General features: G+C 48.1%; 28 protein-coding genes. 15 read left to right on the top strand and 13 right to left on the bottom strand.

Annotation, left to right across the window (positions count from 1 at the left end; all coding sequences use genetic code 11):
- The first annotated feature begins 508 nt into the window (after window positions 1–508).
- On the top strand, window positions 509–763 hold the full coding sequence (locus AVZ68_RS15775; protein ID WP_059105534.1) for a stage VI sporulation protein F: 255 nt from the start codon (window positions 509–511) through the stop codon (window positions 761–763).
- 373 nt (window positions 764–1,136) lie between these two features.
- On the opposite strand, the gene AVZ68_RS19940 is transcribed toward AVZ68_RS15775, so the two are convergent.
- The 7 genes from AVZ68_RS19940 to AVZ68_RS15745 all read right to left on the bottom strand — a co-directional run bounded on the left by AVZ68_RS19940 (window position 1,137) and on the right by AVZ68_RS15745 (window position 7,720).
- Complete coding sequence (locus tag AVZ68_RS19940; RefSeq protein ID WP_082676698.1) at window positions 1,137–1,244, bottom strand: YjcZ family sporulation protein; 108 nt, start codon at window positions 1,242–1,244, stop codon at window positions 1,137–1,139.
- A gap of 820 nt (window positions 1,245–2,064) precedes the next feature.
- Complete coding sequence (locus AVZ68_RS15770; protein WP_082676696.1) at window positions 2,065–2,298, bottom strand: transposase; 234 nt, start codon at window positions 2,296–2,298, stop codon at window positions 2,065–2,067.
- Between the two features lie 327 nt (window positions 2,299–2,625).
- On the bottom strand, window positions 2,626–4,290 hold the full coding sequence (locus tag AVZ68_RS15765; protein ID WP_059105533.1) for a CocE/NonD family hydrolase: 1,665 nt from the start codon (window positions 4,288–4,290) through the stop codon (window positions 2,626–2,628).
- Between the two features lie 13 nt (window positions 4,291–4,303).
- The gene (locus AVZ68_RS15760; protein ID WP_059105532.1) at window positions 4,304–4,966 is read right to left on the bottom strand and encodes an ABC transporter permease; all 663 of its coding nucleotides are present in this window, start codon (window positions 4,964–4,966) and stop codon (window positions 4,304–4,306) included.
- Window positions 4,966–5,883, bottom strand: coding sequence for an osmoprotectant ABC transporter substrate-binding protein (locus AVZ68_RS15755; RefSeq protein ID WP_059105531.1), 918 nt, complete (start codon window positions 5,881–5,883; stop codon window positions 4,966–4,968). The genes AVZ68_RS15760 and AVZ68_RS15755 overlap by 1 nt, the downstream gene beginning before the upstream one ends.
- A gap of 14 nt (window positions 5,884–5,897) precedes the next feature.
- Window positions 5,898–6,554, bottom strand: a complete 657-nt coding sequence (locus AVZ68_RS15750) for an ABC transporter permease (protein ID WP_059105530.1) — start codon at window positions 6,552–6,554, stop codon at window positions 5,898–5,900.
- Window positions 6,555–6,565: 11 nt separating this feature from the next.
- Window positions 6,566–7,720, bottom strand: coding sequence for a betaine/proline/choline family ABC transporter ATP-binding protein (locus AVZ68_RS15745; RefSeq protein WP_059105529.1), 1,155 nt, complete (start codon window positions 7,718–7,720; stop codon window positions 6,566–6,568).
- A 248-nt stretch (window positions 7,721–7,968) separates the two neighbouring features.
- On the opposite strand from AVZ68_RS15745, the gene AVZ68_RS15740 reads away from it, so the two are divergent.
- The 7 genes from AVZ68_RS15740 to AVZ68_RS15710 all read left to right on the top strand — a co-directional run bounded on the left by AVZ68_RS15740 (window position 7,969) and on the right by AVZ68_RS15710 (window position 14,775).
- Window positions 7,969–8,556, top strand: coding sequence for a GbsR/MarR family transcriptional regulator (locus AVZ68_RS15740; protein WP_059105528.1), 588 nt, complete (start codon window positions 7,969–7,971; stop codon window positions 8,554–8,556).
- On the top strand, window positions 8,549–9,430 hold the full coding sequence (locus AVZ68_RS15735) for a beta-keto acid cleavage family enzyme (RefSeq protein WP_059105527.1): 882 nt from the start codon (window positions 8,549–8,551) through the stop codon (window positions 9,428–9,430). The genes AVZ68_RS15740 and AVZ68_RS15735 overlap by 8 nt, the downstream gene beginning before the upstream one ends.
- Before the next feature lie 26 nt (window positions 9,431–9,456).
- Window positions 9,457–10,419, top strand: coding sequence for a 3-hydroxyacyl-CoA dehydrogenase NAD-binding domain-containing protein (locus tag AVZ68_RS15730; RefSeq protein WP_059105526.1), 963 nt, complete (start codon window positions 9,457–9,459; stop codon window positions 10,417–10,419).
- Window positions 10,412–10,876, top strand: coding sequence for a thioesterase family protein (locus tag AVZ68_RS15725; RefSeq protein WP_059105525.1), 465 nt, complete (start codon window positions 10,412–10,414; stop codon window positions 10,874–10,876). Before AVZ68_RS15730 ends, AVZ68_RS15725 begins: the two co-directional genes overlap by 8 nt.
- 241 nt (window positions 10,877–11,117) lie before the next feature.
- On the top strand, window positions 11,118–12,092 hold the full coding sequence (locus tag AVZ68_RS15720) for a TAXI family TRAP transporter solute-binding subunit (protein ID WP_059105524.1): 975 nt from the start codon (window positions 11,118–11,120) through the stop codon (window positions 12,090–12,092).
- An 8-nt stretch (window positions 12,093–12,100) separates the two neighbouring features.
- A complete protein-coding gene (locus tag AVZ68_RS15715; protein ID WP_082676692.1) occupies window positions 12,101–12,598 on the top strand; it encodes a DUF1850 domain-containing protein in 498 nt (165 codons plus the stop codon).
- A 5-nt stretch (window positions 12,599–12,603) separates the two neighbouring features.
- Complete coding sequence (locus AVZ68_RS15710) at window positions 12,604–14,775, top strand: TRAP transporter permease (protein ID WP_082676689.1); 2,172 nt, start codon at window positions 12,604–12,606, stop codon at window positions 14,773–14,775.
- Window positions 14,776–14,855: 80 nt separating this feature from the next.
- Here AVZ68_RS15710 and AVZ68_RS15705 read toward each other — a convergent pair whose 3' ends face one another.
- Window positions 14,856–15,845 (bottom strand): HD domain-containing protein, encoded by a 990-nt coding sequence (locus AVZ68_RS15705; RefSeq protein WP_059105522.1) that lies wholly within the window; start codon window positions 15,843–15,845, stop codon window positions 14,856–14,858.
- A 13-nt stretch (window positions 15,846–15,858) separates the two neighbouring features.
- Window positions 15,859–16,176 carry a MazG nucleotide pyrophosphohydrolase domain-containing protein gene (locus AVZ68_RS15700; RefSeq protein ID WP_059105538.1) on the bottom strand — a complete coding sequence of 106 codons (318 nt, stop codon included), beginning with the start codon at window positions 16,174–16,176 and terminating at the stop codon, window positions 15,859–15,861.
- A 429-nt stretch (window positions 16,177–16,605) separates the two neighbouring features.
- Here AVZ68_RS15700 and pxpB point away from each other — a divergent pair, with 429 nt between their 5' ends.
- The 5 genes from pxpB (at window position 16,606) to AVZ68_RS15675 (ending at window position 20,651) form a co-directional block, all read left to right on the top strand.
- On the top strand, window positions 16,606–17,337 hold the full coding sequence (gene pxpB, locus AVZ68_RS15695) for a 5-oxoprolinase subunit PxpB (protein WP_059105521.1): 732 nt from the start codon (window positions 16,606–16,608) through the stop codon (window positions 17,335–17,337).
- Window positions 17,334–18,338, top strand: coding sequence for a 5-oxoprolinase subunit C family protein (locus AVZ68_RS15690; protein ID WP_059105520.1), 1,005 nt, complete (start codon window positions 17,334–17,336; stop codon window positions 18,336–18,338). The genes pxpB and AVZ68_RS15690 overlap by 4 nt, the downstream gene beginning before the upstream one ends.
- Before the next feature lie 23 nt (window positions 18,339–18,361).
- Window positions 18,362–19,123 carry a LamB/YcsF family protein gene (locus AVZ68_RS15685; RefSeq protein WP_059105519.1) on the top strand — a complete coding sequence of 254 codons (762 nt, stop codon included), beginning with the start codon at window positions 18,362–18,364 and terminating at the stop codon, window positions 19,121–19,123.
- A gap of 91 nt (window positions 19,124–19,214) precedes the next feature.
- A complete protein-coding gene (manA, locus tag AVZ68_RS15680; RefSeq protein ID WP_157404684.1) occupies window positions 19,215–20,171 on the top strand; it encodes a mannose-6-phosphate isomerase, class I in 957 nt (318 codons plus the stop codon).
- A 171-nt stretch (window positions 20,172–20,342) separates the two neighbouring features.
- On the top strand, window positions 20,343–20,651 hold the full coding sequence (locus AVZ68_RS15675; RefSeq protein ID WP_059105517.1) for a CotD family spore coat protein: 309 nt from the start codon (window positions 20,343–20,345) through the stop codon (window positions 20,649–20,651).
- A 46-nt stretch (window positions 20,652–20,697) separates the two neighbouring features.
- Here AVZ68_RS15675 and AVZ68_RS15670 read toward each other — a convergent pair whose 3' ends face one another.
- Window positions 20,698–21,168 carry a low molecular weight protein-tyrosine-phosphatase gene (locus tag AVZ68_RS15670; RefSeq protein ID WP_059105516.1) on the bottom strand — a complete coding sequence of 157 codons (471 nt, stop codon included), beginning with the start codon at window positions 21,166–21,168 and terminating at the stop codon, window positions 20,698–20,700.
- Window positions 21,169–21,282: 114 nt separating this feature from the next.
- Here AVZ68_RS15670 and AVZ68_RS15665 point away from each other — a divergent pair, with 114 nt between their 5' ends.
- Window positions 21,283–22,251, top strand: a complete 969-nt coding sequence (locus AVZ68_RS15665; RefSeq protein WP_059105537.1) for a Gfo/Idh/MocA family protein — start codon at window positions 21,283–21,285, stop codon at window positions 22,249–22,251.
- 63 nt (window positions 22,252–22,314) lie between these two features.
- On the opposite strand, the gene AVZ68_RS20945 is transcribed toward AVZ68_RS15665, so the two are convergent.
- Together AVZ68_RS20945 and AVZ68_RS15660 are read right to left on the bottom strand one after the other, a co-directional pair.
- On the bottom strand, window positions 22,315–22,449 hold the full coding sequence (locus tag AVZ68_RS20945; protein ID WP_281176635.1) for a hypothetical protein: 135 nt from the start codon (window positions 22,447–22,449) through the stop codon (window positions 22,315–22,317).
- 12 nt (window positions 22,450–22,461) lie between these two features.
- Entirely contained in the window at window positions 22,462–23,571 is a 1,110-nt protein-coding gene (locus AVZ68_RS15660; protein ID WP_059105515.1) for an AimR family lysis-lysogeny pheromone receptor, read from the bottom strand.
- A 267-nt stretch (window positions 23,572–23,838) separates the two neighbouring features.
- Here AVZ68_RS15660 and yidA point away from each other — a divergent pair, with 267 nt between their 5' ends.
- Window positions 23,839–24,654, top strand: coding sequence for a sugar-phosphatase (gene yidA, locus AVZ68_RS15655; protein WP_059105514.1), 816 nt, complete (start codon window positions 23,839–23,841; stop codon window positions 24,652–24,654).
- A gap of 82 nt (window positions 24,655–24,736) precedes the next feature.
- On the opposite strand, the gene galT is transcribed toward yidA, so the two are convergent.
- Entirely contained in the window at window positions 24,737–26,215 is a 1,479-nt protein-coding gene (galT, locus tag AVZ68_RS15650; RefSeq protein ID WP_059105513.1) for a UDP-glucose--hexose-1-phosphate uridylyltransferase, read from the bottom strand.
- Window positions 26,216–26,229: the final 14 nt, after the last annotated feature.

Below are 26,229 nucleotides of genomic sequence, written 5' to 3'. Positions count from 1 at the left end.
GGTTCCATTCTGAAAGGTCTTATCCTTAAGTTATTCAATACGCGTTCGTTCGGATCGTGTCAAAAGATGAAAACCTCTCACCGACGCAAGAGGTTTTACAACCAATGACGCTGTTGACATCATCCTCCAGTGTCAAAGGTAAAGCTGTAATATAACAAATGTGCGTTCTCATTTGCCTTAACTTGATGGACATGTGGAGAGACCCCTAGCTTAAACGAACGCTACTCCCCTGGACAAAAGATTGAATTCATCTCATATTAGGTGATTGTTCTAACGAAGGAACCGTATGAAGCATATATAGAAAGAAGGACAAAAGGAAGGACGGTTCCATTAATGGATGTAACAGAATTTATTCTCGTTTTGGTGTTGTTTATCTTGTTGATTATCGTCGGCGTGGTGGTCCTTTACCTATTTTGATACAGTCTAGTTCAGTAAATGGAAACCTTACGCGCTTCAAGATCGTCTTAAAACCCATTCATGTCCTAATTAAGTAAAAAGGAGAGAGCCAATGAGCAACAACAATCACCTATTTGACATGATTAATCAGAAAGGCGTGAAAACAGAAGACCTATTTGCCCTTGCTAATTCATTGAAAAACGAAAACTTTCAGGATCGTCAAACGGTACGAAGAATTATCAGGGAAGTTGCACGACTAGCTAACCGTCCAGTATCTCGGGAGAAGGAAGACAGACTCGTGGAAACAATTGTGAACGGAAAGGCACCGAAGGATTTGGCTTCATTAGCTAATATGTTAAAAAGTTAGGGTAAACCAAGGCTTCCACGGCTATTTAGGGATTCATCTATTTGGTTTGAGCAAATTACTCACGACTTCCTAGAAGCTTCACACCCAGAGATTTTCTCTCGCTAAAAGGCTCAGAACTGATTCTGAGCCTTTTTCATGTTTTCTTCGGAGCATTTCAAAATCTTTATCTCATAATTCGTTGCGAGAAGTAAGGAATTGACAATCTAAAGCAAAAAACGCGAATTATATATACAAACTTTTGTCATAACAAAAACCTCCCAACTACGCGAGAGGTTTTGCACCCAATGACCTTGTATTAGAATACCGGCTCTTTCTACGCTTAACTATAGACCTTCTGGCGTGAAAAAGAGCCGCTAAAAGGTTGATCGGATTCCTAGTAGTCGTCTTTCTTCATAAAAGATACACCTACAATGATCAATAGAATGAATAGAACAACAATTAGTGCAAAGTTGTTGTCTTGCTTTCTAGGATAAGAGTGCATAGATTTCTTCCTCCTTTCCTTAGTGTCAACCAGTTGGTTAACAATAATAGGGCTGCTCGCGCAAAATGTTACTATTTCCCCTAAAAAGCTGGTCCTTTAGGGAGCCAATTTTATGGCTTAGTATAGACTATGAAACATTACGAAAAACGTTTGGACGAACTTACTGATTAATAAGTATATTTTAATGAGAGAGACTTCCTAAGATATTTAGGAGGGTGAACGGTGTTTCATGGGGGTTGATTTGTGCATACCCACGATTCAAACGAAACGTAAGCAAAAACGATGTAAAGAGGGTTTACACACCTAGAATAGAGGAACTTTGTATGTATATATATAGACCATAGCACATGCAATGCGGCTGCTCTTCAAAACACCCAAAACTCTCCTTTCCAGCTTTTAAATTAAGCAAAGGTTGGAGATAACTATCAATACACAAACTGGTTATCAGAAGGCGGCATATATGTCCCGGCCCTTGCTTTAAATCTGTTGACTAGTCACTTATAAACGCCCGCCTATCACCACCCTATATTTCATTAAAACTATAATAAAATCGATTTATGGTTTGATATCGTTCCATCTTCCTTCAAGACCTTATCCATCCTATGAATAGGCAATCTAAGATGCAAGGATTGAGTACTAAGACAAGCAAGATCTCTCTGTCGGCCTCTCCTATGAAATGGCGGGCAATCTGAGCTGCATCCGCTGGACTCGTAACAGGACTCCACTCGCGTGTTACCTCTCTCACCACATAAAGCTGTAGATTACTCGTGGTTTTTCGTAAAGATGCGCATGGCCTTTTTTAGGATTTCGTTCTCCTCTTCTAATTCTCGAATTTTTTGTTATGCGCACCTTCCATTTTTTTCAATTCTGTAGGCGTGACATATTTTTCGTCAGACGGATCCGTTTTCGTTTTTCTTTTGTATGCGGCTACCCATTTACACACGGTCGAATAGGCGAGCTCCAGTTCATAAGCAACTTCCCGAGCGACTCTTCCTTCTTCGACAATTAGTTTGGCAACGTAATCTCTGTACTCTTGAGTCTTGTATTTTTTCATCGTGGACACGTCCTTTTAATCGTTAGGGGTATTATACTCCGATTCTCATATTCCTGTGTCCACTTCTTAGACTAACATCAAGAAGAGCCTGAATGAGAGAGAGAAGGCCCCGGATGTGAGTGAGACGAGCCCAAGAGAGAGTAGAAAACCTGTGCCTGTTAATGATCCGCAATAGGTTAGGTTGACCCCGATGGAATGTCGGCCCTTTTTCAAGGTTACAGCTATTTCCGAAGCCTAGCCACCCCAGGAACCCCATATTGTACACGTTGATGATTCCAGGTTCATTTCTGTGAGTGTTCGTGGTATTAATTCAGCAGGCGCGCTTTCCTACTTTTCCACCGGCACAATCACCCGCGACGGATACCGTGCTCCATGGTAAACAACTTGCTCACTTGCTACGCCACCAGAAGAGGTGCGTGTCGTTTCCCCGTTGTTCAAATTCACATCAAAGCGGGGGGCATTGCTAGCAGCAATCTCGAGGCGAATGGAGTGACCTCCCCTCAGGCGGTAGGCGGTATGATTCACAGTAATATAGAGGCATGATGGCACACCGGGCTTCACGGTTTCGCGTTGATAGGCATCAACGACATTATAGGACCGGCCATCGGGATACACGTCCGTCACTCGAACAAACAGATCCAATAACGAGGAAGCACTGGAGACCCAAATTTCGGCTTGAACCAGACCAAGAAGATCACAATGTGCTTCAAGCGGTTCGCTTGTGTACATAAGCACATCTCTGCGGCTTTCAATGGCGCGCTGGTCAAACATGCCAGACTCTTGCCCCGCAACAAGCGAGTTGCCGCCATGTGCGGGCACAGGGTTTTTCGGGTCGTGAACAAATCCATCCCCGCCCTCTCTCGTAGGAGGTTCGCTCACTAACTTTCCATTCCCATAACGAGACTGCGCGTTTCCTTCACTTTGCAGATAAAAGCTTCGCATCTCACCTTGAGGAGGCCAGGTTTCCAGTGCTTCCCAGAGCCGTTGCCCCATCTTATAGACATGTACGGATTTTTCCATGCCGAGCACCTCATCTTTGAGCCAGTGATTGAACCAGCGAATGTGTAGCTCGGTTGGGTCCTTGATCTTGTCTACCCCAAGTGATGTCGCGCTGTCTGCAAAATAGAACTCTCCTGCTCTCCCCGTCATTTCCGAGTGAGTCCACGGCCCGATCCACAGCGAGGACGGCCCGCCGTAGGCTTGGTATGCTTTGATCGTTGGTTCAAGCAACGCATCAAACCAGCCACCGACAAAGAGGGCGGGAATATCAACATCGGCCAGTCGGTTCAAAACATGGATGCGCTCCATCGTATCCTCACTCAGCTCCTGATTGATGAAATCAAAGAAAAAGGAATCAGGGTCCAGGTCTTTAAGCGGCGGCCATTCGTTTGCCGGGGCATAGGCAAGCCATTTAGTTAACTGGCCAGCATACGTTTTTAGCTGCTCAAGCTTTTCAGGACGGCGGCGCTCCAGTTGATTAGGCAGGATCGATTCTAGCGTCCATGTGAAAAACGAACCTGTGTCCGCCGGCCCATTTTTCTCTGACAACATCGCCGCATGCGGCTCAGCCATTGTCATGACGGGAGCGATGGCCTTCAGAGAAGGAGGGGCGCAGACAGCGGCGGCCAGCTGTGTATACCCGTGGTAGGACATGCCGAAAAGCCCGACTTTTCCATTGGTATAGGGCAAAGTCGCTGCCCATTCCACCGCTTCATAGCCATCTTTGCCTTCATCGACAAAGGGATAAAACTCGCCATCTGAGGCAAAACGACCACGCACGTCTTGCAAAATGACGACGTACCCTGCATCGACCAAACGCGGGACGCTTATATATTCATCATAGTAGCGCTTCGTCTTCTTATTGTAAGGGAGGCGGAGCATCAGTACCGGGTAGCGTTCGGAAGTATCCGGCCTATAGACATCTGCGCGAAGAATGGTGCCATCCGAAAGCTGACACTCGACGTCTCGTTCAACGATTTGTTCTCTCAACATTGGTCTACCCTCCTTAGCTTGCGGCTGGCTTCGATTTTTTAATCGGATGCAGCTTGCGTTCAACCCAGCCCATGAATAAGTCGGCAACAATTGCCATAACGGCGGTTGGGATCGCTCCTGCCAAAATGATCGCTGTTCCATCTGTCGCGTTTGTCCCTGTTAAAATAATCGCTCCAAGTCCGCCGGCGCCAACAAATGCACCGACAGCCGCGATACCGATCCCGACAACAAGCGCTGTCCTGAGGCCAGCCATGATCACGCTAATTGCTAGAGGCAATTCAACCATGCGCAAAAGTTGGTAGCGCGTCATGCCGGTGGCGTGGCCCGCTTCAACGATGGTAGGGTCAACGCCCTTCATGCCGACATACGTGTTCTGGGTGATCGGTAAGATCGAGTAGAAGAACAGTGTAAGAACGACGGTGAGCGGGCCTAAACCCATGACAAGCATTAAGGCAGCCATCGCGCCGATGGCTGGGATCGTTTGAATGATGTTGCCAAAAGCCAGAACCCAGCCACTTAATTTCCCGTACTTAGCAATGAAAATGCCGAGCGGGATGGAAATAATAGCGGCGAAGAAAACGCCGTAAGCAGCCATGAGGAAGTGTCGGTAAAACTGCATCCAAATGTAGCCGCCGTTTTGCGAAACATAGGTCATGAATTGCTCCAAAGTCTCCATTATTCATCCCCCTCTTCAAAGTAGTTATGTTCCTCTAGGAATTCCCGAGCCACTTGTTCAGGGTTTAGCAAGTCGACATCGGCTTGGTAGTTCAGTTCTTGCATTTTCTCTGTGGTGATCGTGTTTTCTAGTTTCTTTGTAATTTCTGCGATTTCTGGGTGTTCCTCGAGCACTTCATTTTGAACCACTGGTGAGGCGTCATACGGCGGGAAGAATTGTCTGTCATCTTCTAGGACTCGTAAGTCGAACTCCTGAATGCGCCCGTCGGATGAATAGGCGAGGACGGCATCCATATGACCGCTCGCGTTCGCCTGATAGACAAGGCCGATATTCATTGGAAATACATCGCCAAATTCAAAATAGGTCTCGACGAATCCATCATAGCCATCCCCGACGCGATTCACCCAGGCGTTGTCGACGCCAAAGCTCATATCACCTGCATGCTCCTCAAGGTCGGAAATCGTTGTGATGCCCTCTTCTTCCGCAAATTCTTCGGTAACGGCGAGTGAATAGCTGTTTTCAAAGCCGTATGTCTCGGCCCACGTTTGATCGAACTCGCTCTGAAAATCACGCTGGACAATATTAAGTGCTTCGTCAGGGTCTTTGACTGGCTCCATTCCGAGAGCACCAGCCATATCTGTTCCTGTGTAGCGAGTGGATGTGATGTCGAGGTCATCGGTCATCATCGCCTGGTGCTGGACAACCGATGAGCCTAAATGAGTAATCAGTTCCGTATCCAAATCGGTTTCTCGTTCAATCATAATAGAAAGAACTTCTCCAAGAATTTCTGATTCTGATGTTCCTAGCGTCCCGATCCGAAGGGTATTCGTCGTAGAACCGCTAAGGCCGGGCAGTGCACAGCCTGAAATCATCAGGAGGGCACTGGTCGCCAGAATTGCTTTGATTCGTCTCTTCATTTTTGACCTACCTCCTAGGTTGTCTGCTGTGACTTCTCTTTCAGGCCGTTCGGTGTGAGCTTTTGTTCAAGCAAATGTAAGGTTCGGTCTGTGATCAAGGCAAGAATCGTTGCAGGTACGGTACCGGCGACGATAAGCATAGGCTGATACAAGTTGAGACCGTCGAAAATAAAGTCGCCGAGTCCACCGCCACCAATGAAGGCAGCAAGTGTCGCCCACCCAATCAAATAAACGGTCGCCAAACGAATCCCAGCCATGATCACAGGGAGGGCGAGGGGCAGTTCAATTTTAAACACCGATTCGATCTGATTCATGCCCATGCCTTTTCCGGCTTCTCGCACATTGGCATCGACGTTTTTCACACCTGTATACGTATTTCTCAAAATGGGTAAGACTGAATAGAAAAAGAGTGCAATGATCGCCGGGAACTTTCCAACCCCAAGTAGTGGGATGAAAAAAGCAATGATCGCGAGGCTCGGGATCGTTTGCAAAATCCCAACAAACGAGATCAAGCGGTCGGCGACGTTGGGAATCCGCGTGAGCAAGACACCAAGCGGGACGGCCACAAGGACGCCAAGCAGGATGGCCGCAAAGGAAATGTATAAATGTTCGCCGGTTTTGATCAGTAACTCCGAACCATAGGACGAGAAAAATTCGCGTATCGCGTTCATAGTGTCACCTCCTATACACTCTGGGCGATTGGTTCTTCCACTTCGAGTCCATCGCCCCAAATTGTGTCATACACCATGTCTGCGAGGCTTGCTCTGGTAACAATGCCTGCGATGCGGTGGTCCTCATCGACAACGGGAACGTATTTTGCCCCGCGACGAAGCATTTTGTGAATGGTGTCACGTAGCAAGCTATCTTGTCGGACGGTGAAAAGGTTTGTTTCCATCACTTCGCGCACAAGGCTGGCTTTCTTGTAATTGGAATTGATGATCTCCACGTCGATGTACCCTTTTAGGACGTTGTTTTCATCGACAACCAAAAGGGAATCCACCCGCTTCTCACGCATTCGCCCAATTGCGTCTTTGAGCGATTCATCTTCCTGGGCAGTGACCTGAGACCCGCTCATCACTTGCCCAACCGTCGTCACATCAGGCTGGCCTTGAATGAGACGGTCTTTGCCAATGAAGTCTTCTACAAATTGATTGGCAGGACTGCGCAAGATTTCATCCGGCGAACCGGACTGGACGATCTCTCCGTCTTTCATAATGACAATTTTGTCAGCGAGCTTTAAGGCTTCATCCATGTCATGCGTAACAAAGATAATCGTTTTATCAAGTTCTTTTTGCAGCTTTTTAAACTCCTCTTGCAGTGTATCTCTTGTGATCGGGTCGAGCGCTCCGAATGGTTCGTCCATTAATATTAATGGAGGGTTTGTGGCGAGCGCGCGCAACACGCCGATTCGCTGCTGTTGTCCGCCACTAAGTTCATGCGGATACTTGTCCAGATAGGCCTCAGGCAAGTCGACAAGGTGAATCAATTCCTTTGCTCGTGCCTCTTTTTCCTCTTGCGACCATTTGAGCAAAGTCCCGACAAGCACAATGTTCTCTTTAACTGTCATATGAGGCATTAAGCCGATTTGTTGGATTACATAGCCAATCGAACGACGCAGTTTCACTGGGTCCTGGTCTTTGATGTCTTTTCCGTCTATCAAAATTTCTCCATTTGTAGCTTCGTGAAGACGATTGACCATTTTCATGGTGGTCGTCTTCCCGCATCCACTTGGTCCGATGAAGCAGACGAACTCTCCTTTTTCAATCGTTACATTTAGATCGTTCACAGCGGGTTTGCCTCCGCTATACCGTTTTGTTACATGTTTAAACTCTAACAAGGCCTAAACACCTCCGTGTCGTTTTTTGTTGCTCGAACATTTCTACAGTATAGGAAACAAAGGCTGAAACGTAAAGTTTATAAAAATGTTAAAATCCATGCAATTTTAATTGTGCAGATTGTCATATGTTTATATCGTTGATTTCCTTTGTTTATCGCCGATTTCCTCCCTCACGTGATTTTTTCGTTTTTTGGGCAACAATGATAAAGTGATGGTTGTAAAAAGACGAGCGGACGGAGGGGAGGAGCATGAGCCGGAAATCAAAGGAAGAGTTGATGGAAGAATTGCAGCATGCGGAGAATCAAATTGCCGATCGTATTGCTGATAATATGAATACGTTTGGTGTCTCGTCCACGGTGGGTCGATTGCTTGGGATCATTTATTTGAACCGCGCGCCCATGACGCTAGATGATCTAGCCGAAAAAACAGGGATGAGTCGCACGAGAATGAGTCAGGTGATGCGTGAAATGATGGCACTCAATATTGCCGACAAGGAGTCGGTGAGAGGCAGTCGTAAGGAACATTACACTGTAGAAAATGATTACATCCAGACGTTCATTTCCCTGTTTACAACGAATTGGATGGAAGTCGTCAGCAAGAACTCGCTGCTCGCCCGCCGTCTTCAAGATAAGATTGATGCGATTGAGCAAGATGCAGGGAACGACGCCGCACCTGAGATTGAAGCGAAGATCAGTGAATTGAAGCAGGAACTTGAGGACTGGATTACCTACTACGATTGGATTCGGCGTCTCGTCGATTTCTTTGAAAGTCGAGAGGTGCTTGATTACGTACCGCTAAATGAAAACAAGGACCAAGGAGGTCGTACGAATGAATAAAAAAACGATCATTACAGCTGCCGTAACGGGGGCGGGAGAGACCACAGCGAAAAGCCCTCACGTTCCAGTCTCGCCAAAGGACATTGCCGACTCCGCGATTGAAGCGGCGAAAGCAGGGGCGGCGATTGCGCATATCCACGTTCGTGATCCCAAAACAGGACAGCTCAGCCACGATGTCGAGCTATTTAGCGAGGTCGTTGCGCGCATTCGCGAGTCGGAGACCGACGTTGTGATTAATCTGACCGCTGGTGGCGGCGGTGACTTTTTTCCAAGCCTTGAAACCCCGACCCAAGGTGGACCAGGAACGGATATCCAAACGCCAGCGGAGCGTCATGAACCGGTCGGACTTCTTTTGCCAGAGATTTGCACATTGGACTGTGGCAGCTTGAACTTTGGCGATCAGGTCTATCTGGGCCCGGCCGAGTGGCTAAGGGAGCACGCGAAGCTTATTCAGGCAAGCGGTGTGAAGCCGGAGATGGAGTGTTTTGATACAGGCCACATTCGACTTGCGAACCAGCTGATTCAAGAAGGGTTGGTGGACGAGAACCCGATGTATCAATTTTGTTTAGGGATTCCTTGGGGAGCCGAAGCAGATGCAGAGACGATGATTTATATGCGCGATCATATTGTCCCTAATGCAAGCTGGTCCGCGTTTGGAATTGGGCGGATGCAGCTGCCAATGGTGGCACAAGCAGCGCTACTCGGAGGCAATGTTCGCGTGGGACTTGAGGACAATCTCTATTTGGAAAAAGGTGTGCTTGGAACCAACGCGCAGCTGGTCGATAAAGCAGTCAGCGTTTTAAGGGGAATTGGGACAGAGCCAATGAGCCCTCAGGAAGCAAGAGAACAACTTGGTTTGAAAAAAGCACGCTAGGATCGGAGAAGGAGGATGAAAAACGAATGCAGCAAAAAACAATGGCCGTCATCGGCACGGGCGTGATTGGAAACGGCTGGATCGCTCGCTTTCTGGCAGGTGGTCACAAAGTGATTGCCTTTGACATGGACCCAAACGCAGAGCAAAAAACAAGCGCTTTTTTAGAGAACATTTGGGCCACGCTTGAGAGCTATGGCATGGACGAGAATGGCTCTTTAGAGAACTTACATTTTACCCAAGATCTTAAGACGGCGGTTGAACAGGCCGACTTGATTCAAGAAAACGTTCCTGAACGGGAGGATGTAAAAAAGAGCGTTCTGAAAGATGTTGATGCGTATGCGCGAGAAGGCGCGATCATCGCTTCAAGTACGTCGGGTTACATGCCATCGGTGTTGCAAGAGGCTTGCGACCATCACCCAGAGCGCTTGATTATCGCCCACCCGTTCAACCCCGTTTATCTCGTTCCTTTAGTTGAACTTGCGGGCGGAAAACAAACGGACCGCTCTGTTCTTGCTGAGGCGAAGGAATTGTATGCCAGTCTGAACATGAAGCCACTTGTGATGTCCGGTGAAATTGACGGTCATATTGGCGACCGCTTAATGGAAGCAATCTGGAGAGAGGGGCTTCACATTGTCAACGACGGCGTAGCAACGACGGAGGAAGTCGACGCGGCGATTGTCTACGGACCTGGCTTGCGCTGGGCCTTGATGGGGCCATTCATGACGCTTCATTTAGCTGGCGGAGAAAAAGGAATGGAGCATATGCTTGAGCAATTTGGTCCGGCTCTTAAATTGCCGTGGACGAAACTCGTCGCTCCTGAGCTCACCGAGGAGCTTAGCCAAAAATTGATTAACGGCACGAACGAACAATGTGGCGACACCCCGATTGCCGACCTCGAAGCCCGTCGCGATCGCTTCCTGATTAAACTGATGGCCCTCCTTGAAGAAGAAGGCTTCTGGCCAGCCGAGAAGTTGGTGCGAAATGGCTAAGCTGATTTGGACAGGAGAGGTGCGAGCAGAGTGGGTCGACTACAACGGCCATATGAACGACGCCTGCTACGCGCTTGCGTTTAGCGAGGCGTTAGAAGGACTCATTCAGGCGATCGGGCTTAATGAAGAGAGCAGACGTGACTATCAATACACGATCTTCACGTTGGAGACGCATCTTCAGTATGTGGCCGAAGCAAAGCAAGGAGAGAAGCTCACGGTAGAAGTGAGCCTCGCCGATTCAGATGCCAAACGCATGCATTTGGTGTTTTTAATGAAGAATGAAGCTGGGGCACTTGTCGCTGCAAGTGAGCAGATGACGATGGGCATGGACCAGCAATTAGGAAGGCCCGCACCGTTTCCAGAAGCGGTCGCGGCGACTATTCGGAAGCTCCCAGTAGTGAGTGCAGCTGAAACAGAGAACCACGTCGGTCGAGTGATCGGGATTCGCAGAAAATAGAGACGTTAACGCAAACCCTTGAGGGAAACTCAAGGGTTTGTGTGCGTGTTGAAGCAAGACCCCCTACCGCCGTTGCTCGAAATGAGCGGCATGTCAGATTGAGCGATTTCTTGTCAAACGACGACACTAATATTCTTGAAACCCGTTTCATATAATGATAATCTGATAGTGTGTGGAATTGTGCATTTTTTATTAAAAATGTATGGTTCTGAACTACGAAATTAGGGGGGGAGTTGTAGAAATGAAAAAACATGTGGGGAAATTATCGTTAGTGGCCGTCGCTTCGTTTGCTTTAGCGGCGTGTGGAGACGACGAAGCGCCCGGCGAAGACGGGGAAACGGTTGATTCGAATGAAGAGCTTGAAATTTTAACCGGTGGTGAGCAGGGGGCGTACTATCCGCTAGGCGGGGCGCTTTCCAATATTATCAATGATCATGTGGAGGGTTGGGATTCTGCTCATTACTCGACGGGGGCATCCGTGGTTAATATTAATGACATTGCTAGCAGCAGTGGTCATTTGGGCTTTGTGCAAAACGATACGGCGTATTACGCTGTCGAAGGGGACGATGAGTTCTTTGAGGAGCCTGTCGAGGGCTTTAGCGGCATGGCTACCCTTTATCCGGAAGTGATTCAAATTGTCGCGACAGCAGAGTCCGGTGTTGAATCCGTTGGAGACTTGGAAGGCATGAGCGTAGCCGTTGGCGACCAAGGTTCCGGAACGGAGGTTGTCACGAGACAAATTCTTGACGCGCACGGAATTACCTACGATGATATTTCGCCAGAGTATCAGGATTTCGGGGATGCCGCGGACAGCTTGCAGGATGGCAATATTGATGCAGCGCTCATTGTAGCAGGAACGCCGACAGGAGCGATCGAAGCTCTTAGTGCACAGACGGATATTGTGCTTGTGGATATCGAGCAAGACGCGGCCGACGCGTTGATGGATGAATATCCGTTCTATACGGAATATACGCTCGAGGAAGATCTGTATGGCATTGAAGAGGAAGTTAGTACGGTGGCTGTGCAAGCGATGTTGATTGCTAGGGATGACCTTGAAGAGGATGTTGTGTACGACATTATGACAGCGATCTTCGAAAACACGGATACTTTCTCGAACTCCCACAACGCTGGCAGCTTTATCGATCTTGAATCCGCACAAGAGGGCATGTCGATTGACTTGCACCCGGGTGCCGAGCGCTTCTTTGATGAGCAGTAAACAAGCAAATGGCTAAGCAATGGATGGATGTGCGAGGAAGAGGAAGGTGGTTGCTTCTCTTCCTTGCGCTCTCTTTTTTTGCGGGCGTCATTTGGTGCTTGCAAATGAGGCAAGCTCCTGTATTGCAAATTGTCTCGGTACAAACCGAAGACGTTCTCTTTGAAGAGGACGTCAATGTTGGGGATACGTTTTCTCACGAATACATCCACTCTGTCATGAAAACACCGATTCGAGAGGTCTTTGAAATCAACGAACAGTATGAAATGATTGCAACCGAAACATGGACAAAAGCGTTTGGAGCGGGCATTCCTTACGAAGAGGGGGCTGGCATCCGTGAGGAAGATGGCTATTTTGTCCTTTCCGATAACGGCCATGTGGTCGAGGAGTTTCGCATGGCTCCCTCCAATTTGTACACGCATACCTTTCAATTTGGGGGGGAGGTTCTTGAATTATCAGAACTTCCCGATGAAAAACGAAAAATCAGAATCCGCATTCAAGGGGGGTAGAAGAGATGCTGCGCACACTAAAGCAAGCTGCAAGAGACGAGAAAAGTGAAATTCAGGGGGACGTGCCGGACGAGGTCAAAGACGTCGATGGCAGTGACCGAAAAGTTTTTGGCTGGAAGGCGATGCTTATTTTGCTCATTGCTGTGGCGATGTCGATGTACCACTTGTACACGGCAGGGTTTGGATTAGCGGTCTCCACACGCCAACATATCTTTATTCACCTGATTCTTGGTCTTGTGCTTGTCTATTTAATCTTCCCGTATAAAAAAGGGATGAAGCAGCAAACGATCGCCTGGTATGATTTTCTGCTTGCTGGCCTATCGGCAGTCGTTGGGGTCTATGTCATGATGAGTCAAACCTCGCAATCCATTCTCTCGGGAAGAATGGAAGACCTGCAAATGGTGGCAGGGGTAACCATGATTGTGCTAATCATCGAGGCGACGCGTCGAGTGGTTGGAAAGCCACTACTGATCATTGCTGTTATCTTTATCCTTTATTATTTCTTTGGGAACCTTCTGCCTCCGCCATTTTCACATACGCGAGCTAGTTTTGATTCCTTTGTTTACGAAATGATGTACACGACAACAGGGATTCTGGGAACACCGATTTCCGTTTCCGCCAACTACGTCTTTATCTTTATTTTGTTTGGCTCCATTCTTGAAGCCACCGGTGCGGGGAAAATGTTCATCGACCTTGCGTTGCGTCTCGTCGGCCATTACCGCGGGGGTCCGGCGAAAGCAGCCGTCGTAGGTTCAGGGCTGATGGGCTCGATCTCAGGAAGTTCCGTTGCCAACGCCGTAACGACGGGGACGTTTACCATTCCGCTTATGAAAAAAGTCGGCTTTAAGCCCCATGTATCAGGGGGGATTGAAGTTGCCTCTTCCTCGGGAGGGCAGTTTCTACCACCTGTTATGGGTGCGGCGGCGTTCTTAATGATTGAGTATACCCCCTATAGTTATGGACAAATTATCATCTCAGCTGCAATTCCTGCCATCCTCACCTACGTAGGAATTATCTGGATGGTGCATATTGAGGCTGTGAAAAATAATATTTCCGGTCTCGCCAAAGACTCGCTCGTCTCAGCGCGAAAAAGCCTCGTGCAGCAAGGCTACTTAATTCTTCCGATTATCGCTCTTGTCTACTTTGTGATGGTCGGCAACACGGTCTTTAATGCGGCGTTCTTTGCGATTGTGATGCTCTTAACGGTGGCGGTTTTTGCTCATCGTTTGCGGGATCGTTTTGGCGCTGGACTTCTAATTGCCGCTTTGCTTGCCGCTCTTTCTTACGGGCTCCACGCGTGGATGGGCTGGCATATTGAAGTGACGATCATGATTGTCCTTGGGGTCTTTGTTTCGTTATTTTTTATCCTGTTTCAGCGACAGTTTAAGGTTGACTCTGCGCCTGTTAAATTTGGCTTGCGTGAGTTGATCGTTAGTTTTGAAATGGCAGCTAGAAAGGCACTCGCTGTTGTGACCGCCTGTGCGACAGCAGGGATTTTAATCGGTGTGATTAACCTCACAGGGTTGTCAGGGAAACTGCCGAATATTATCATTAGCTTTTCTGGCGAGATCATATTGCTGGCGCTCTTCTTCACCTTTATCGCCTCCCTTATTGTCGGTCTTGGACTACCGACAACGGCGACTTACGTGATTCTTGCGGCGATGATTGCGCCAGCCCTTGTTGACATGGGGATTCCAATCATGGCTGCACACTTGTTTGTCTTGTATTACGGCGTCCTTGCCGATGACACGCCACCGGTCAACTTGCCGGCCTACGCTGTCTCAGGGATTGCTAAAGCGGATCCGATTATTACAGGAGTGCAAGGCTTTAAATACGATTCTGGGGCGCTGCTTTTGCCATTCGTATTTGCCACGAACACAATCATCCTTCTTTTGCCAGAGAACGCAGGGATGTACAGTTGGTACGAGATCGGCTGGGCAATTTTTACGGCGCTTATCGGGATTATGGCCTTTGTGACGGTCATCCAACGGTACTTCCTCGTGAAGTACAGATGGTTTGAAATCGGTGTGGCCTTGGCTTCGGCGCTTGTCTTTTTGCACGGTGCTTTCTGGTCGGATATGATTGGGGTTGTGCTCTTTGCACTGCTCTTTATTAGCCAGCGGTTCCGTAAGAAGCGTTTGGAGCGGGAGCAAGAGGGGCCGGTTGCCACTTCGTAAACGACCGCTAAGAAAAATGGCATGGGGCTCGGTGAATAAACCGGTCCATGCCATTTTTGGTTTGCAGTAGGGTGCAGAGGTTAACACCATCGTTCGGACTCGACCACCTTCACAAAGGAACCTTCTTCTGCTCTTTTTCTCGTTTTCTGCTGCATATGTACCACCTGTTCTGAAAGATGAGAGCCGGGAACGGGTGTGCCATTCATCAAGACCGGGGGATCGACGAGTCGGACTTTATTTCTGATGTGGAAATCATACTCATGCTTGTTCTCCTCAACCTTCACGTCAGGATGAATACGTAGGAGGAGCTTCGTGATGTCTTCATCTGCTGAGTTTTCCAGGGTGGACAGCAGTTCATCATCTGTACTCAGGAAATCTCTTGTTCCAATAAGGCCCTTCTTAAAAGCTGATTGCAGCACGTTTGTCAGGGCTTTGTATCCGTAGAGATTCTTCGGATGCATGAAAAACTCAATGACTTCTTTGTAGTAGGTTTCCGTGAACCATTCCGCTGCCTGGATGGTACTGACGTAAATCCTTCCACTCTTTACTGTAAGGCTTGCAAGAAACGTCTGAGCGTCGTCGTTGTTTATCTGGCCATAGTGATACATATCACGTAAGGTGTAGTCAATTCGATCGGCGCAGAGCGCAGGTGCCTCCTGTTCAAGAAGCGTCCACTTCCACTCATTAAAAAGAAGGTCTGCATAGTTATACCCGTGTTCCTTCAGAATTACAGGAAGTTCGGAGTCTTCAATGACACGGTCGTAGATTTGCTCGTGGAAGTCCTCTTTTTCCTGTTCAAGAACAAAATCGATCACATGCGAAAAGGCGGTGTGGGACACGTCGTGGAGAAGGGCGGCGATCTGTTCTTCCAGCGACCCTCCTAGTTTGCGAACCAACAGCATCACGCCGATCGAATGGTCATAACGAGTCACGTTCCACTCTGGATTGACGAGAAAGCTAGCACCGCCTTGATGAATGCCTTTTAGACGCTGCACGGGCGCAGAATGAATAAGATCCGTGAGGACATCTTCCAGTTCATAGGTACCATAAAGCGTATCCGTAATGAGCATACAACTCTCCCCCCTAGGGTTTGTAGCGGGAATCTAGTTTTTCAATGTGAGATTGAAAGATGTCTTCGAGTGATATGTCGTAGCGGTTGGCGATGATGATCAAGTTGCCAAGGACGTCGCCTAACTCTTCTGTTAAGTCTTGGTTCAGCTGGTCCAATTTCTTGTCGGCTTCATCTGGACGATCTCTTCCAATTTCTATCGCTCGGATCGCTCGTGCCACCTCGCCCGTTTCTTCAGCTAAAAAACCAATCCGGATGAACGAGTTGAGCTCAGACCAACCTCTGTCCCGGTAGTAAGTGCTTACCGCTTTTTGAAAATCGTGCAATTCCATTATGTACCAACCCTTTCCTCGTTCTTCTAGCATCATAACATGGACGACAAGAGGAATGATGCGGAACCAGGAGAGCCAGTGCTTCTTATTTCCCGCGTGAGCGTCATGATTGAACGCCGAAATCCACACCTCCGGAATGCCAAGATCCAGTGCGGGGGCGCAGAGATTCAGCGCGGGAATGCCAAGGTTGAGCTTGGGAACGCCGAGATTCAGCCTTTGAACGGCAGGATTCTCTTCTGTTATTCCATAGGCCCCGCGTGTCCAAAGTTCCCCCTCTCTAAACACCGTATCTCCCCCACCTGTATCGCATCCTGCGGCTTTTAAGGTATACTATCCATAAGGCGCCGGTGAGTGAAGGTTGACAGATCACGGGTATGAGAAGAATAAGAGAAGCAAGATGAATTTGCGAATTCCAAAGGAGGGGAACGGATGCCTTCTGCTACCTATACCGTTTTAAGTGAACATGCAGTCAATCTTTCATTTGGAAATGAGATTAAGCGTTCCTATCATCAACAGGTGAAGAACGCCTTGATTCAATTGACGAATGCCCCTTTCGCTGGCTTTAGGGAATGCGTGCCGAGCTACACGGGGGTGACCGTCTTTTATGATCCTCTTGAGGTTTTACCCGCCATGAATCAAGAAGAGAAAAAGGAAATGCTTGTAAGTAAAAAGGTAATCCAAATGATCGAAGAACGAATCCAAACAATGGAAGAAAGCAGTGAAGGCAAAGAGTCAAAGATCGTGACGATTCCCGTTTGTTATGAGGAGTCGCTGGGACCGGACTTGCCCCATGTGGCCCGTGTGAATGACCTCTCGCTGGAAGAGGTGATCGCAATTCACACGGGCGGCGAGTATTTGGTGTACATGCTCGGGTTCGCGCCGGGCTTCCCGTTTCTAGGAGGAATGTCCCCAAACATTGCAATGCCGAGGCGGGAGGAACCACGAGCGAACATTCCGGCTGGAGCCGTTGGTATTGCCGGTGAACAAACCGGGGTCTATCCGATTGAAACCCCAGGCGGATGGCAGCTGATTGGCCAAACTCCGCTAGTTTTATTTGACGCGAAAAGAGAACAGCCAAGCTTGCTACAAGCAGGTGATACGGTTCGTTTTGCCTCCATCTCATTCGAGGAATTTCATGAACAAAAGGAGGCAGGCCGATGAGCTTTCATGTGGTGAAAGGCGGGGTGTTAACGACGATTCAGGATTTGGGACGAACCGGGTTTCTCGATCAAGGCGTCTTGGAAAGCGGGGCGATGGATCGTATTTCATTACGGACGGCCAACCTTCTTGTTGGAAATGAAGAAAGCGAAGCGTGCCTAGAGATGACGTTAAATGGACCTGAAATTGAAATCAACAAGGACAGCTTGATTGCTGTGACAGGGGAAGGGATGGTCCCTTTTATCGAGGGTGAACGCTTTCCGGTCGGGACACCGATCTACGTTCCAGCAGGGAGGACGCTTCACTTTAAGTCAACAAAAACAGGCTGCCGCACCTATTTGGCTGTGGCGGGAGGGCTTGAGGTTCCCGTTGTCATGAATAGTAAAAGCACCTACCTTCGGGCCAGATTAGGGGGTTATAAAGGGCGGGCGCTGCAAAAAGGAGATTGTCTACATATAGGCGAGGAGAGCGATCTTGCCAAAAAGAAAATCGGGCACTTTAAGCAAAAAAATGCTGCGAACCCTCAAAGCGAAAGCTGGAGCGCGAATGGAGAGTTACTCACAACTGAAGAGTCCGAAACGACGATCCGAGTCATACGCGGCACCCATTTCTATCGCTTCACAGAGGAGAGTCAAGAGCAGTTTTTCTCTCGACCTTTCATCGTTTCTCCAAAGTCGGATCGAATGGGCTACCGTTTAAGCGTGGATTCGTCGCTTGAACTCACAGAATCGTTCAGCTTGCTCTCTGAGGCGGTCGCATTTGGCACCATTCAAGTGCCACCAGACGGACAACCGATTGTTCTCATGGCAGATCGGCAAACAACGGGAGGCTATCCACGGATCGCTCAAGTTGTTGCCGTCGATTTGGGAAGACTTGCACAATGCCGGCCGAAAGACGAGATTTTGTTTAAAGAGATTTCGTTAGCCGAAGCGGAGGCGCTTTTTATCAAACAGGAAGCAGCCATGTCTGCGCGCAAAATCGGGATTTACCTAAAACATCGGTAGACAGGAGAAGGAGCGATGAAAAAGTGAAAGAAATCGACATCAACTGCGATATGGGAGAAAGCTACGGGGCTTACAAAATGGGGATGGACGAAGACATTCTCCCGTACATCTCTTCCGCCAATATTGCCTGTGGGTTTCATGCCGGCGACCCTTCGACGATGAAAAAAACGGTGCGCCTGGCGATGGAGCACAAGGTGGCTATCGGCGCTCATCCGGGACTTCCGGACTTAATGGGGTTTGGACGTCGCAACCTCGATATTTCTCCAGAAGAAGCGTATGATTTAGTTGTTTATCAAGTTGGCGCGCTCTGGGGATTTGTCCAAGCGGAGGGGGGACGCTTGCAGCACGTAAAAGCACACGGCTCTCTTTATAACATGGCCACGGTCAGAACTGATTTAGCGGAGGCGATTGCGCGGGCCGTCGATCACATTGACCCAGAACTTGTCTTAGTAGGAATGGCAAATGGCGCTCTGCTTGAGGCGGGGAAAACGATCGGATTAAAGACAGCGAGCGAAGTGTTTGCAGACCGGACGTACCAAGAAGATGGAACGCTGACGCCGCGAAGGTCGGAACAGGCGCTAATCTCAGACCCAGAAGAAGCGAGCAAGCAAGTGATTCGCATGATCCAGGAGCAGAAGGTCACATCGATTCAAGGGAGTACTCTCGATATTTTAGCGGAAACCGTATGTATTCATGGCGACGGCCTGCATGCCCTAGCGTTTGCCAAACGAGTGCGTAGAGAGATTGAGGCGGCTGGAATGGTTGTGAAAGCTAGCTCGGAGTAAAGAAGCTTTCCCCTGAACGCTAGAGTTCCGCCTTTTTTTGTGCTACTCTTCAATGTGTAAAAAGAACTCGACAAAGATAGGAATGATCAATGTGGCAAACGAACCCATTTTCTTTGAACCTTTATTCCAGTACCGGGTCTGGGGTGGTCAAAAGCTGAAGGAGTTTGGCTATTCCCTTCCATATGAGCGGACGGGGGAGTGCTGGGCGATTTCTGCCCATCAAAACGGGGTGAGCGTTGTGAAACATGGAACGTATGAAGGGCAGACCCTCGATTCTTTATGGAAAAACGAAGCGCAGCTTTTTGGAGAGAAAACCACAGAGTCCTTTCCTTTATTGGTGAAGCTGTTGGACGCTCGCGACGACTTGTCGGTACAAGTTCATCCAAATGATGAACAAGCGCAGCAGCTAGAAAGCAATGAAGCGTACGGGAAAACGGAATGCTGGTACGTAGTCGATGCGGAGGAAGGCGCAGAGCTCATTCTTGGGCACACCGCCAAAACGCGTGAGGAATTTGAGATCATGGTGGAGGCTGGACAATGGGAAGAGCTTCTCACCCGCGTGCCAATCCAAGCTGGCGACTTCTATTATGTGCCAAGTGGGACGATCCATGCGATTGGGGCAGGCGCGCTGATCCTTGAGACCCAGCAGAACTCAGACACGACTTACCGCGTCTATGATTTTGACCGGGTGGAGCCGAACGGCGAAAAACGCGAGCTTCACTTAGATAAAGCAATCGAGGTCAGTGCTATTCCTCACGCCCCGGCAAAAACAGAGACAACCATCAGTAAGCAAGAAGAGGGAGGGACCGTCACCCAACTTGTTTCTACAGATTTTTTTACGGTTGATAAAATTGAGGTGGACGGAGAACTCACGCACTCCCTTTCTTCCAAGTACTCGCTCGCAAGCGTTATTGAAGGAGAGGGTTCTCTTTTAACGAGCGAGGGGACAGCGTTCGAGATTCAAAAAGGCGATCATTTCTTACTTCCGAATGGAATGAAAGAATTTAAAACAAAGGGTCGGCTTGAATTCATCGTCAGCCATCCATAGAAAAAAGGGCAGTCGGGGGGCTGCTCTTTTTGGCTTTCTCTAGTCAGTGGGAATCTCCTAGGAACTTGTCTGATTTTTAGCAATAGGAAGACAACCAGCCCATCAAGAGAAAGAACACATATGTTACTACTATACCACTGACCGGTGGTGATTCAGAAAGGAGGAAGAGTGATGTCGATGGAGCACACTTATAAGGGAGCAGCAGAACCTCAACGTCACCGCACGCTTCCAGAAACGGTGAAAAAATGTGAGCCGGTGATTCACCCGACACAACACAATGTTGTAGAAAGCACAGAGGTAATCATCACTCCAGAAGTGTTTCCTGTTCACACAACGTATGTGAAAAATCGGGTGAATAAGCGCGTGCTCAGTTCCCCTCACACGGAGTCTGTCAAAGAAAAGGTTCACGATGAAACGGTGGTTGAAGGAGCAGAAAATGGTAAAGACCAGCGCCGCGGGTTATTTGATCGTTGGTTCTAAGCAATTGCAATAAAAGCGAGTGTGAGCACTCGCTTTTTACTATCTATTAAAGATTATTCTGCTCTCGAATATGAGAAAGCAAATGAACGCACCCCTCTGAAATCAAGTCATAGGCCTCTTGAAAATCGCCTGTGAAATAAGGGTCCGGCACGTCACCGGTCGATTGATTGGGCACATAATCAAGCAGTCGTTCAATTTCGGCTTGGGGCTGCAGGCCTGCGAGTCTGCGCAAATCACCAGCATTTGTCGTATCGAGTGCCACCACGTAGTCATAGTTCTCAAAATCCGCCAGTTCGATTTTCCTGCCAACGGAACGGGGAGCCTGGATCTTGTTTTCCTTGAGGATTTCGAGCGTTCCTTCATGGGGCTCGCTTCCAACATGATAGCCTCCTGTCCCAGCCGAATCGATCACAAAAGATTCCTTGAGACCCGCACGGTTGACTTCGTGCTGAAAAATCGCCTCAGCCATTGGTGAACGGCAAATGTTTCCCAGGCACACAAATAAAACATGGATCATTCAAACCCTCTCCTTTTAAACGGTTGTTTGGGTTCTAGTTTAGCACAACAGGCGATCAGCCATGTGATAAGATGGAAAAGAAGAGAAAAGCGAGGAGTGAGATAAATGAAAAACTTGAAAAACGTAAACTGGGGCATTCTTGGCCCTGGAGCCATTGCAGAGAAGTTTGTACAAGCGCTCCATGAGGTGAACGGAAGCGCGTATGCCGTAGGTTCTCGTTCCTTTGAGAAGGCCAAGCGTTTCGCCAAGGAGCATGGGGTCGATCAGGCGTACGGAAGTTACGAAGAAATGCTTAAGGACGAGGCCATTGACGCCGTATACATATCAACCCCACATTCGAACCATTACGAATACATGATGAAAACGTTGCACGCTGGCAAGCATATTCTCTGTGAAAAAGCAATTACGGTGAATGGAACACAACTTAAGGAAGTTCTCGCACTGGCTGAGGAGAAGAACTTAATTGTGTCCGAAGCGATGACCATTTTTCACATGCCGCTTTATAAGAAGCTGCGGGGTATTGTTCAAACGGGAAAACTCGGTCCCCTAAAGATGGTGCAGGTCACTTTTGGCAGCTGCAAAGAAAACGATCCCAGCAATCGCTTTTTTAACAAAGAGCTGGCAGGCGGGGCTCTCCTCGATATCGGCACCTACGCCCTATCTTTCGTGCGTCCGTTTCTGACAAGTCAACCAAACGAAGTGCTAACCACCGTAAAGACCTATGACACAGGCGTGGATGAGCAGTCAGGGATAATCTTGAAGAATGACCACGAAGAAATGGCCGTCGTCTCCTTGACGTTCCGCGCAAAAATGCCGAAGCGTGGCATCGTCGCTTGCGAAAAGGGATTTATCACCGTCGAGGACTTCCCGAGAGCAGACAAGGCAACGATGACTTATGTCGATGGGACGACGGAGGAAGTTCAGGCTGGCGAAAGTGGCAAAGCCCTGCATTACGAAATTGAGAATATGCAAGAGGCGATCCTAAATGGAACCCCGGATGCGACGCAGACCCTGACCCGGGATGTGATGGAACTCATGGATGAGGTTCGCGGGCAGTGGGGGGTTCGGTATGAGGGGGAGTAGGGATCTATGAAAGATGAACGTAAAAAGCCTCAGCATTGTTTAATGCTGAGGCTTTTTTCCTTCTTAAAGACCGTGATTTGGATGACTTTGAACGGACGCTGGGTTCTCTGCGTCAGAAGCAGCGCCAAAAGAAACAACGGAAAGTGCCAAGACGCTTACAAAAACGAGGGATTGTGTGATTTTCACAAATTTTTTCATTTCAGGTTCCTCCTAGGTTGTTTTTGTAGGGACGAAAGAATTCATTTCTCGTAAATACCATTCACTGTAAAAAACGTTGCCAGATTTAATCGCAAGTCTGAGAGCCTTTACATACTGATTTGGATCTTTGCTTGCTTTTGCTTTATAAAATTCACTGAGGTAGCTAGTGTTACCGGTACTGTCTACAAGAGCAAGTGTATCGAGTGCTTTTTTGTAATCGCCTCTAACGATGTATTGATGAGCTCTCTCGTTCAAATCAATTCTACCGTTAAGATCCACTGATTTCCCGTAAACGTTCTTGAGCAAGATCAGATCATCCTGAAGGAGAATATCAACTTGTGGTTGGTTGCCAAGCTCCCTGAACATTTCAATCGCAATGTTTAGATGCTCGAGGCTCCTATCTTCGTTTGTGAACAGATAAATGAGGCTGAGCGTATGATGTACCGCAGCTATTAAGGGCTGTGGTGCAACAGGGTTTACTAGGACACTTAAAGCATAATTTTCTGCTTTAACGAGATCGTTGTGTGCATATAAATACGTAATGGCAAAATGAACGCCAAGTCTTGCTGAGAAGGTTGTTTTAAGGAAGCCATTGCTGCTTCTTTGAATTTTTTCTTCCAGCTGCTGAGCCAAATACAAGGAAGCCGAATACTCTCGAACTCGATAGAAACTAATAACTTCCATGATGTCATTGTTAATAATCAAGTCGAAGTCACTTGTTGGTGTTAATTCAGCACGCATTACACCAATCATGTCTTCCGCTTTTAGATGTCCGGTTAGGTAACGCAGTTTAATCTCATACGCATCACACCAGTCTTTCAACAACTCATCTTCCTGGTGTCTATTAATCAAGAATTCCAACAACTCTTTTTGAAGGTACAACGATGCAAATTCAAAGGCCGCCTTCACTGAAGCGAGCTTATTCGTCGTTCGACAATACTCGCCCATGATTTCTAAAAAGTGATCTGGGTTGACATGTTTCACAATCGTCACAACGTCTTCAAAATCTAGCGCAGGATGTTCTTTTGCGAGTGAGCGAACGGTTTCAATTGTGAAGGCATCCCCTGGCTGAATCCCTTCATTATGCAAAAGCAACCGGTTCTTCTCGCTTATCCAACTCAAAGGCCATCACCTCAGCTTCGTATTAAATTACTTGAAGTATAACATGAAAAGTTTTTTGAATGGTAACTTTTTTGAAAGATTTTGTCGATTTTTTGGTTGGGAAAATGAGTAACCATGTTGCAAAAAGTCGAAGTATAAGGAAGGGGCAACGCTTGGATTTAGCGCCAAACGTAGTCCAGGTCCCCACACCACACCTCCTTAATGGAAGTGAGACGGCTAAGTCGTATATAATAGAAAGAAAGAGCTAGTGGTAGGAGAGTGGAACATATGTACAAGCTAATCGCGATTGATATGGATGGGACGCTACTGAACGATCAGCATGAAGTGACAAATGAAGTGAAAGACGCCTTACGGGAGGCAAAATCTCAGGGAGTAAACGTGGTGCTTTGCACAGGGCGCCCGATTGGCGGCGTACGATCGTATCTCGATGATTTAAACTTAACAGAGGAAGGGGACTTTGTGATTGCTTATAATGGGGCGCTCGTGCAAAACAGCTATTCGGGGGAGGTGGTTCTCTCTCATTCGCTCACGCATAAGGAACTAAAGGAGATCTATGAGCTTAGCCTTACGCTTAAGACCCCGATGCATTACTTTGATTCGGAGAATGTCTATACACCCAACCGCCACATCAGTCCATACACCGTTTACGAGTCCTATGTAACTGGGGTGCCACTAACGTATCAAACGGTTGAAGAAACGCCTCATGACATTGCCATTCCTAAAATCATGTTTGTGGACGAATCGGAAAAGCTGGATCAAGCGATGAAAGCTCTTCCCGCTTCCTATAAGGAAACATATATGATGGTCAAAAGCGCGCCGTTCTTTCTGGAAATTCTCCACCCAGAGGTTAGCAAGGGAAATGCGGTCCGGCATTTAGCGGAAAAATTGGGGTACGGCCGCGAGGAAGTACTCGCGATTGGGGACAATGGGAACGACTTGACGATGGTGGAGTACGCCGGCTGTGGCGTTGCCATGGCGAATGCGATTCCAGAGCTGAAAGAAATTGCAGATGCCCATACAGGCTCAAACAATGAAAATGGCGTTGCTCACGCCATTCGCGATCTTGCCTTAAAACCAGTTTAAGCGATCTGAGGTATCAGCAGACAAGCGGTCAGGCGAAATCAATCGCCTGACCGCTTGTCGTTTGCTTTTGGAATGAAAACAGTCAGCCATTTACCCTGCGAATAAAACGGTCGAATGCCTGCTTCTCTTTAAATACCCCTGCATCCTCAAGCACCTTTTCGAACTTTCTCCCCAACTCCTGATGCACGATTGTCTCTGCCTCTTCGGGATTGGAAAGAGTACCGTACGAATCTTTCAGTTGACGGGCCCATTCCTGATGGTAGTCGGCCACATCCGCTTGTTCGCCAAGTAAAAACTGGTTAATCTCAGCCAGTTCCTCCTTGAGTCGTGCTGGCAACACCGCAAGGCCCATGACTTCAATGAGGCCGATATTTTCCTTTTTAATATGATGAACATCGGCATGTGGATGAAAAATCCCCATGGGGTGTTCTTTAGACGTGCGGTTGTTTCGCAAAACGAGGTCCAGTTCATGCATGCCTTCGCGAATCCGGGCAATAGGCGTGATCGTATTATGAGGCGTATCTCCAGAGAAAGCTTTCACATTCGTGTCTTCATCTGAATACTGTTTCCACGTTTGTAGCAGGTGATCTGCCGCTTGAATGAGCGGTTCCTTATGCGAGCCCTTTAGACGAATGACAGATAACGGCCATATTAAAACAAAAGCAGAAATCTCTTTAAATCCCTTGAGCTCAAAGGAGAAAGCCTCGTCCGCGTTCGTCATGGGGAACGCGTAGCGACCGGCCTGATAGTGGTCATGGCTTAAAATCGAACCGCCGACAATCGGCAAGTCTGCATTGGAGCCGATAAAGTAATGGGGGAATTTGTCCGTGAACGTGAGCAGTCGTTCAAAAGCGTGTTTGTCAATCTTCATGTCCCGGTGTTCTTCGGCTAGTAAAATGCTGTGTTCATTGTAATAAACATAGGGGGAATACTGCAGGTACCAACTTTCTCCCCCAAGTGGAACCTGAATCACACGGTGATTGGCGCGTGCGGGATAGCCCGTGCGCCCGGCATAGCCTTCATTTTCCACGCAGAGTAAACACTTTGGATAATCCACCGTTTTCTTTAGTTCCCGTTCTCGTTTGATTTGGGCGGGATCTTTTTCTGGTTTCGATAAGTTAATGGTGATGTCCAGTTCGCCGTATCTGGTGTCCGCTTTGAAATGAATGTTTTTTCGGATCCGGTTCATCTGGATGTAGTTGCTGTTCTTGCTGAGTTCGTAAAAATAGTCGGTCGCTGTTTGCGGTGACTCGGCATATTTTTCTTGGAAACTCGCATTCACCTCAGAGGGACGTGGCAAAAAGCAGTTCATGATGTTGGCCGCAAGCCTCTCCTTCTCGTCGAAAACATCGTCAATCACGTGTTGTTCGATTGCGTAACCGATGATGTCCTCAAGCAAGTTCGGAATCGTCTCATCAGTGGCTGCATCCATGTTTTCAGGAAAAGTCTCTAGCTGCAAACGGTTCATGATCTGGTTGCGCACATAGAGGTGATCCGCTTTATCAATCAGCTTTACGTCCATCGCTTTTTGAACCAGTTTTGCTAGAGTTTGATCAATCATTTTGGTTGCTCCTT

It is taken from the genome of Shouchella shacheensis, from assembly GCF_001484965.1.
GTDB classification, from domain to species: domain Bacteria; phylum Bacillota; class Bacilli; order Bacillales; family Bacillaceae_D; genus Shouchella; species Shouchella shacheensis.
Note: the sequence above shows the minus strand (reverse complement) of the source record. Positions and strands in the feature narration are given on the sequence as shown.